This is a genomic window from Streptococcus suis (assembly GCF_002964045.1).
GTDB classification, from domain to species: Bacteria; Bacillota; Bacilli; order Lactobacillales; family Streptococcaceae; genus Streptococcus; species Streptococcus suis_U.
The window spans coordinates 1-268 of sequence record NZ_POPB01000607.1 but is presented as its reverse complement, the minus strand read 5'-3'; the positions used below and the strand labels follow the sequence as shown (position 1 = coordinate 268).

Below are 268 nucleotides of genomic sequence, written 5' to 3'. Positions count from 1 at the left end.
AGTTCATGCCTATCTCAAGTCGGAAATTCCCCTCTATATCCACGAGGGGCGGCTGGCCAGCACCGAATACTTAAAGACAGAAGGACGGGACGGTTTTAGTCCTCAGACCAAGCAGAAATATCACCAGCTGATTTTAGAAGCCCTTGAACAAGGTCCCATGACCCGCGAGGAACTCAAGGTCCTTTGCCGTGGGGAAAAGATGACGCAGGAAGAGGAGAAGCTGGTCTTTAACGCCTGGGGCGGCCTCTTTCGCTACATGGTCGAGCGT

General features: G+C 53.0%; 1 pseudogene. It reads left to right on the top strand.

Going from position 1 to position 268, the window contains the following annotated elements:
* Positions 1 to 268: pseudogene (locus C1E99_RS13110) on the top strand (hypothetical protein); the annotation flags it as partial.